6 protein-coding genes and 1 pseudogene are annotated in these 6,794 nt (G+C 71.6%); 4 read left to right on the top strand and 3 right to left on the bottom strand.

Annotation, left to right across the window (positions count from 1 at the left end):
• Positions 1–97: 97 nt before the first annotated feature.
• From AB0M93_RS36610 to AB0M93_RS36600, 3 genes and pseudogenes are all read right to left on the bottom strand, one after another.
• Positions 98–799: pseudogene (locus AB0M93_RS36610) on the bottom strand (FadR/GntR family transcriptional regulator); the annotation flags it as partial.
• Between the two features lie 50 nt (positions 800–849).
• Positions 850–1,854 carry a beta-propeller fold lactonase family protein gene (locus tag AB0M93_RS36605; RefSeq protein WP_364282651.1) on the bottom strand — a complete coding sequence of 335 codons (1,005 nt, stop codon included), beginning with the start codon at positions 1,852–1,854 and terminating at the stop codon, positions 850–852.
• Positions 1,847–2,464: a bifunctional 4-hydroxy-2-oxoglutarate aldolase/2-dehydro-3-deoxy-phosphogluconate aldolase gene (locus AB0M93_RS36600; RefSeq protein WP_364282648.1), complete on the bottom strand. Its 618-nt coding sequence runs from the start codon at positions 2,462–2,464 to the stop codon at positions 1,847–1,849. The genes AB0M93_RS36605 and AB0M93_RS36600 overlap by 8 nt, the downstream gene beginning before the upstream one ends.
• Positions 2,465–2,546: 82 nt before the next feature.
• Here AB0M93_RS36600 and AB0M93_RS36595 point away from each other — a divergent pair, with 82 nt between their 5' ends.
• The 4 genes from AB0M93_RS36595 to AB0M93_RS36580 all read left to right on the top strand — a co-directional run bounded on the left by AB0M93_RS36595 (position 2,547) and on the right by AB0M93_RS36580 (position 6,793).
• On the top strand, positions 2,547–3,224 hold the full coding sequence (locus AB0M93_RS36595; protein WP_364282645.1) for an SDR family oxidoreductase: 678 nt from the start codon (positions 2,547–2,549) through the stop codon (positions 3,222–3,224).
• Positions 3,225–3,237: 13 nt separating this feature from the next.
• The gene (dgoD, locus tag AB0M93_RS36590) at positions 3,238–4,383 is read left to right on the top strand and encodes a galactonate dehydratase (protein ID WP_364282642.1); all 1,146 of its coding nucleotides are present in this window, start codon (positions 3,238–3,240) and stop codon (positions 4,381–4,383) included.
• A 46-nt stretch (positions 4,384–4,429) separates the two neighbouring features.
• On the top strand, positions 4,430–5,857 hold the full coding sequence (gene purB, locus AB0M93_RS36585) for an adenylosuccinate lyase (protein WP_364282639.1): 1,428 nt from the start codon (positions 4,430–4,432) through the stop codon (positions 5,855–5,857).
• Positions 5,858–5,971: 114 nt separating this feature from the next.
• Complete coding sequence (locus tag AB0M93_RS36580; protein WP_364282637.1) at positions 5,972–6,793, top strand: transporter substrate-binding domain-containing protein; 822 nt, start codon at positions 5,972–5,974, stop codon at positions 6,791–6,793.
• The last annotated feature ends 1 nt before the right edge of the window (position 6,794 follow it).

Raw genomic sequence — 6,794 nt, 5'->3', positions numbered from 1 at the left:
GGGGCCCCGCTGCGGCCCGCGGGGGCCCGCGCGCGCCCCCCCCCGGGCGGGGGGGGGGGGGTGTGTCCGGCCGGAACCCCCCCCCAAACCCCCCCCACGACCGCGTGCGCTGAGCTTTCTCCAGGTCCTCGCGGGCCTTCGTGACGAGGGCGAGCATCGCCTGTTCGGCCGCGGCCGGGTCGCCCGCGACGATCGCGTCGAACACCTTCCGGTGGTTCGGCACCGGGTCCTCCGCCACCGCGGAGCCGTGCACGAGCTTGTCGCGCTCGGCCAGCCCGATCGCGATGACCCGTTCCATCCGCATCAGGAAGTTGTTGTGGGTGGCGGCCATCAGCCGCCGGTGGAAGGCGAGGTCGGCCTGGACGCTCGCCTCCGGGTCGTCGCCCGCGGCCGCCATGTCGGCCAGCGCCTCCCGCAGCGCTTCGACGTCCTCTTCCGTCGCGCGCCCGGCGGCGATCCGCGCGGCGGCGGGCTCGACGACCGCGCGCACCTCGGTGAGCTCGTCGAGCAGGACCGGGTCGTCGGCGGCCGCGGTCTGCCAGCGCATGACGTCGGTGTCGAGCATGTTCCACTTCTCGCGCGGCTGGACGAAGGTGCCCCGCTTCTGCCGCGCGTCGATCATGCCCTTGGCGGCCAGCACCTTCAGCGCCTCCCGCAGCGCGGTCAGGCTGATGTCGAGCTCTTCGCGCAGGGCAGGCAGGTCCAAGACCGTGCCCTCGCCCCACTCGTCGGAGAGGATCCGGCTGGCCAGGGTTTCGACGGTCTGGCCGTGCAACCCGCGTGGCCGGTGTTCGCTCAATGGAGGGACCCTCTCAGCCGGCAGGTGATGTCCGCATTATGAATGCCGGGTCAAGGCAGCGACACCGGCAGCACGAACGTCGGCGACCCGGTCGGGTAGTACCGCAGTTCGGCGTCGCCGGACGCGCTCAGCGTGAACGCCGTGATCGCGTCCTCCGATTGTGCTGCCACGTAACAAGTCCCGTCCAGCAACGCGAAGTGCCGCGGGTTCGCGCCGCACGGCTGGTCCGCCACCGCGGCCGCGTCGTCCAGCGCGAACTCCGTCACGCAGTCCGGCCCGCGGTTCGACACGTACAGCCGCGAGTCGGCCAGTTCCAGGTGCGCCACCAGGTTCGGTTTCACCGGGGACAGCGTCGAAGGCGTCGACGAGACCACCTCGAACGCGCCCGGTGAGGTCTCGCGGACCGTCACCAGCGTCCCCGCCAGCTCGCCGACGACGTAGGCCAGGTTCGTGCCCGGCCGCCGCACCAGCTGACGCGGTCCCGTGCCCGGCGGCAGCGACGACACCGCCAGCGGTTCCAGCTCGCCCGACGACGTCAGCGTGTAGCTGCGGATCTCGTCGGTGCCGAGGTCGACCGCGCTCACGACGGAACCGTCCGGTGACGGCACCGCCATGTGGACGTGCGCGGCTTCCTGGCGGTCGGCCACCGGGCCGCTGCCGCTGTGCCGGACCAAAGCCGTCCGGGCCACCAGCTCGCCGGACGCTGACAGCGAGAACACCGCCACGCTGCCGCCGGTGTAGTTGGCGCACAACAGGAACCGGCCGTCCGGCGTCACCGCCAGGTGACACGGGTGCGCGCCGCCGGTCTCCGCGGTGCCCAGCACCGACAGCTCACCCGACGGCGAGAAGGTCAACGCCGTCACGCCGCCCGCCTCGGTTTCGTTCGCCGCGTACAGCACCGGCAACGACGGGTGCCGTACGAGCCACGACGGCGATTCCAGTGGCAGGGAACCGATCTCGCCGAGCGCACCCGAAGGCGACCGCGTGAGCGTCGTGATCCCCGTGCCGTTCCCGGCGTCACCGGTGTAGCACCCGACGAAGACCAGTTCAGCCATGCGCGCTCCTCAACAGCGTCTCGACCCGGGCGGCGATCTCCGCCGCGGTGCCGCGGGTCAGCGCCGAGCCGATCCCGCAGGCCACCGCCCCCGCGGACAGCCAGCCTGGCACGTCCTCGGGCGCGATGCCGCCGGTGGGTACCAGCGGCGCCTGCGGCAGCGCCGCCTGTACGTCCGACACCCACGACGGCCCCAGTGCCGAGGCCGGGAACACCTTCACCGCGTCGGCGCCTGCCTCCAGCGCGCGCACGATCTCGGTCACCGAGCCGGCGCCGGGGAAGGCCGCCGCGCCGTACCGGTGCGCGGTCCGGATCACTGCGGTGTCCACCGACGGCGACACCAGGAACCGCGCGCCCGCGCGGATCGCCAGCACCGCGGACGTCTCGTCGAGCACCGTGCCCGCGCCGATCGTCGCGTCCGGGTAGGCGGCGGCGAGCCCGGAGATCGCGTCCAGCGCGCCGGGGTTGGTCAGCGGCAGTTCGATCGAGCACAGCCCGGCTTCGAGGGCCGTGCGGGCCGCTTCGACCGCGGACTCCGCGTCCCGCGTGCGCACGATGCCGACGACGCCCTGGCACAGTGCGTCCGCGGTGATCTCCCAGCGATACCTCATGGGCGCACCCTACCTTGTGAAATCTTATATTAGGAATTATTGTCGCACCGGCTGGAGCGCCCGTGCGGGAAGGAGTTCGGCGATGCCCACAGCGGTGGTGACCGGAGCGGCGTCCGGGATCGGCAAGGCGACCGCCCGGAGACTGCTCGACGACGGCTACCGCGTGCTGGGCGTCGATGTCGCCGAACTCCCCGGCGGCGTCACGCCGATCCGGGGTTCGGTGGCCGACGAGGCGACCTGGGCGGCGATCGGCGAGGTGGACGCCCTGGTCAGCAACGCCTACGTGCCCAGTACCGGGCCGCTGCACGAGATCGATCGCGCCGAGTGGCAGCGCCAGCTCGACGTCAACCTGACCGGGACTTACCTGGCCGTGAAGGCGTGCCTGCCGTCGTTGCGGGAAAGGCGGGGCGCGATCGTGCTGGTTTCGTCGGTGCACGCGCACTTCGGGCTCCCGGGCCACCCCGCGTACGCCGCGAGCAAGGGCGCGCTCGTCGCGCTGGCCCGGCAGCTCGCCGTCGAATACGGGCCCGAGGTGCGGGTCAACTCCGTGCTGCCGGGCCCGGTGCTCACCGCGGCGTGGGACCGCATCCCGCCGGCGGACCGCGAACGCAGCGCGCGGGCGACGCCGGCGGGGCGGCTCGGCCGGCCGGAGGAGGTCGCGAACGTCATCGCGTTCCTGCTGTCGGACGCCGCGTCGTTCGTCACCGGGGCCGAACTGACCGTCGACGGCGGCTGGTCCGCCGCCAAGGATTCCGCGTAGCTGGGAGACACGGGTGAAGATCACCGCCGTTGAGACGTTTCTGGTCGCGCCGCGCTGGCTGTTCCTCAAGGTCAGCACCGACGAGGGGATCAGCGGCTGGGGCGAGCCGGTGGTCGAGGGCCGCGCGGGGACCGTGCGCGCGGCCGTGCACGAGCTGTCCGAGCTGCTGATCGGCCAGGACCCGCTGCGCATCGAGGACCACTGGCAGGTGTTGCGCCGCGGCGGTTTCTACCGCGGCGGCCCGGTGCTCTCCAGCGCGCTGGCCGGGTTCGACCACGCGCTGTGGGACATCGCCGGCAAGGTCCGCGACGCGCCGGTGCACGAACTGCTCGGCGGCCCGGTCCGCGACCGCGTCCGGGTGTACAGCTGGGTCGGCGGCGACCGGCCCGCCGGCATCCGCGAAGCCGTGTCCGCGCAGGTGGCGGCCGGGTTCACGGCGGTGAAGATGAACGTCGCCGGCCCGCTGACCGCGATCGCGTCGCCCGCGGAGGCCGATGCCGCGGTGGCCCGCGCGTGGGAGGCGCGGGAGGTGCTCGGCCCGCACCGCGACCTGGCGATCGACTTCCACGGCCGGGTTTCGCCCGCGATGGCGCGGCGGCTGGTCAAGCTGCTCGAGGACGTCCAGCCGATGTTCGTCGAGGAGCCGGTCCTCCCGGAAACCCAGGGCGACGCGCTGCGGTCGGTCGTCGAGGCGTCCACGGTGCCGGTCGCGGTCGGCGAGCGGCTCTACTCGCGCTGGGAGTTCAAGCCGGTCCTCGACGCCGGCGTCGCGGTGGTCCAGCCCGACCCGTCGCACGCCGGCGGCATCTCCGAACTGCGGCGGATCGGGGCGCTCGCCGAGATGTACGGCGCTTCGCTGGCGCCGCACTGCCCGCTCGGGCCGATTTCCCTGGCGGCGTCGCTGCAAGTGGCCTTCGCGACCCCGAACTTCCTGATCCAGGAACAGAGTGTGGGCATGCACTACCACGAGGGCCGCGAACACCGGTACCTCGCCGATCCGTCGATCTTCGCCTTCCAGGACGGCTACGCGGCCCGCCCGCTCGGCCCCGGTCTCGGTATCGAAGTGGACGAAGAGGCGGTGCGCCGCGCGGACGAGGTCGGCCACGCCTGGCGCTCGCCGGTGTGGCGGCACGACGACGGTGGCTTCGCCGAGTGGTGAAACCCCGGGCCACCGCCGCGCTGACCTGCGCAGGTATCGTGAGGGCGTGACGGACAAGCCCCGCATTCCCAACGTGCTCGCCGCCCGCTACGCCTCGCCGGAGCTGGTCTCGCTCTGGTCGCCGGAGCAGAAGGTCGTCCTGGAGCGGCAGCTCTGGCTGGCCGTCCTCAAGGCGCAGAAGGACCTCGGCGTCGACGTGCCGGACGGCGTCGCCGAGGCGTACGAGCGCGTGCTGGAAGACGTGCGGCTGGACTCGATCGCCGCCCGCGAGCGCGTCACGCGGCACGACGTCAAAGCCCGGATCGAGGAGTTCAGCGACCTCGCCGGGCAGGAGCACATCCACAAGGGCATGACCTCGCGCGACCTCACGGAGAACGTCGAACAGCTGCAGCTGCTCCGCTCCCTGGAGCTCGTGCGCACCCGCGTCGCCGCCGTGCTGGCGCGGCTGGCCGCTCTCGCCGTCGAGCACACCGACACCGTCATGGCCGGCCGCTCCCACAACGTCGCCGCGCAGGCCACCACCCTGGGCAAGCGGTTCGCCACGGCGGCCGACGAACTGCTGGTCGCCTTCGAACGGCTCGACAACCTCATCGAGCGGTACCCGCTGCGCGGCATCAAGGGCCCGGTCGGCACCGCACAGGACATGCTCGACCTGCTCGGCGACGAGTCCACTTTGGACCAGCTCGAAGACCGCGTGATGCAGCACCTCGGCTTCAACCGCCGGTTCGTCAGCGTCGGCCAGGTGTACCCGCGCTCGCTCGACTTCGACGTGCTGTCCACTGTGGTCCAGCTCGCCGCGGCGCCGTCCAGCCTGGCCAAGACGATCCGGCTGATGGCCGGCCACGAGCTGGTCACCGAGGGCTTCAAACCCGGTCAGGTCGGCTCGTCCGCCATGCCGCACAAGATGAACACCCGTTCCTGCGAGCGCGTCAACGGCCTCGCCGTCGTGCTGCGCGGCTACCTGTCGATGATCGGCGAGCTGGCCGGCGACCAGTGGAACGAGGGTGACGTCTCCGATTCCGTTGTCCGCCGGGTCGCGCTGCCGGACGCGTTCTTCGCGCTCGACGGCCTGCTGGAGACGTTCCTCACGGTGCTCGCCGAGTTCGGCGCCTTCCCGGCGGTGATCGAGCGTGAGCTGGATCGCTATCTGCCGTTCCTCACCACGACGAAGGTGCTGATGGCGTCGGTGCGCGCGGGTGTCGGACGTGAGACGGCCCACGAAGCGATCAAGGAGCACTCGGTCGCCGTCGCGCTCGAGATGCGCGAAGGCCGCGCCGAGAACGACCTGCTCGACCGGTTCGCCGCCGACGACCGCATCCCGCTCGACCGCGGTGAGCTGGACAAACTCTTCGCGGACCGGATCTCGTTCACCGGGACGGCCGGGCGGCAGGTGGCGCAGGTGGCCGAGCGCGTCGCGGCGGTGCTCGAGCGGTTCCCCGAGGCCGCGGGCTACGCGCCGCAGCCGATCCTGTGAGCTGACGCACCCGTCCACGGAGTGGAACAAATCCACTCGAACGGGCGAAATCCCTAATCTCGATCGCTGACCACGGAGCGCTGCGAAGCGCCAGTCCCCACCATGGAAGAAGCGATGAGATCCACGCTGTCCAAGATCACCGCCGTCCTCACCGCGGGCGCGCTGACCATGACACTGGCCGCCTGCGGTGGTTCGAGCGCGGGAGCGACCACCCTGCGCGTCGGCACCCTGAGCGACGCCCCGCCGTCGATCTACCTGGAGAACGGCCGCTTCACCGGCTACGACAACGAGCTGCTGCGCGACATCGCCAAGCGTGAGGGCTTCGAGGTCGAGTTCGTCGGCACGGAGTTCGCCGGGCTGCTGGCGGGCGTCGCGAACGGCAAGTTCGACATCGGCAGCTCGACGATCTCCAGCACCGAGGCGCGCAAGAAGACCGTGGCCTTCTCCAACGGCTACAACACCGGCTTCACCACGGTCGTCACGGCGAAGGGCGCGAACCTGAAGGACGTCGCTTCGCTGTCCGGCAAGCGCCTCGGCGTGGTCCAGGGCTCGGTGCAGGACGAGTTCGCCGGCGGCAAGGTGGCCGGCGCCCAGGTCGTCCGCTTCCCCGACTACAACGCGGGCTTCGCGCAGCTGAAGAACGGCACCCTCGACGGCTGGGTCGTGCCGCAGGACATCGGGCAGAAGTACCTGGACCAGAACCCGGCTGTGCCGCTGGAACTCGGGTACACGGTCGAGGACAAGGACACCCCGTCGGCGTTCGCCGTCGCGAAGAAGAACGTGGACCTGCTGAACAAGCTCAACGACGGGCTCGCGAAGGCCGTCGCCGACGGCACGGTCGCGCGCATCTACGCGCAGTTCTACAAGAACACGCCGCTGTCGAAGGAACTCCAGCAGGGCGGCCCCGGCCTGCCCGTGAAGAACCTGGGTGCGTGAC

Origin of the sequence: Amycolatopsis sp. NPDC051102 (assembly GCF_040682815.1) — a bacterium.
Classification (GTDB): Bacteria; Actinomycetota; Actinomycetes; order Mycobacteriales; family Pseudonocardiaceae; genus Amycolatopsis.
This window is presented reverse-complemented; position numbering and strand designations above follow the sequence as displayed.